Source organism: Raoultella sp. T31 (genome assembly GCF_002806725.1).
Lineage (GTDB): Bacteria > Pseudomonadota > Gammaproteobacteria > Enterobacterales > Enterobacteriaceae > Klebsiella > Klebsiella electrica.
On record NZ_PIBO01000096.1, the window covers coordinates 1 to 583 of the forward strand.

A 583-nucleotide genomic window follows, 5' to 3' on the forward strand; every position below is an offset into this window, starting at 1 on the left:
AAGGAGGCACTTCAGGTGGCTCTGGGGCGAAAGTACTGACGACAGACCAGAAGCGGGAAGCCGTTGAGTTTATGTGTGATGCGACCGGTCTGTCGCAACGTCGTGCCTGCCGGCTTACTGGTTTGTCCCTGTCGACCTGCCGCTATGAGGCTCAGCGTCCGGCGGCTGATGCGCATTTATCAGGGCGCATCACTGAGCTGGCACTGGAGCGAAGGCGTTTTGGCTACCGCCGCATCTGGCAGTTACTGCGGCGTGAAGGCCTTCATGTTAATCACAAGCGCGTGTACCGCCTTTATCATCTGAGAGGGCTGGGCGTAAAACGCAGACGACGTCGTAAAGGGCTGGCAACAGAACGTCTGCCGCTGCTCCGCCCGGCGGCGCCCAACCTGACCTGGTCGATGGATTTTGTCATGGACGCGCTTGCCACCGGTCGCAGGATCAAGTGCCTGACCTGTGTGGACGACTTCACGAAGGAGTGCCTGACAATGACCATCGCATTCGGGATTTCAGGCGTTCAGGTCACGCGTATTCTGGACAGCATTGCACTGTTTCGAGGCTATCCGGCGACGATAAGAACTGACCA

General features: G+C 58.3%; 1 pseudogene. It reads left to right on the plus strand.

The features are described from left to right. Nucleotides 1-583: pseudogene (locus CWM52_RS25900) on the plus strand (IS3 family transposase); the annotation flags it as partial.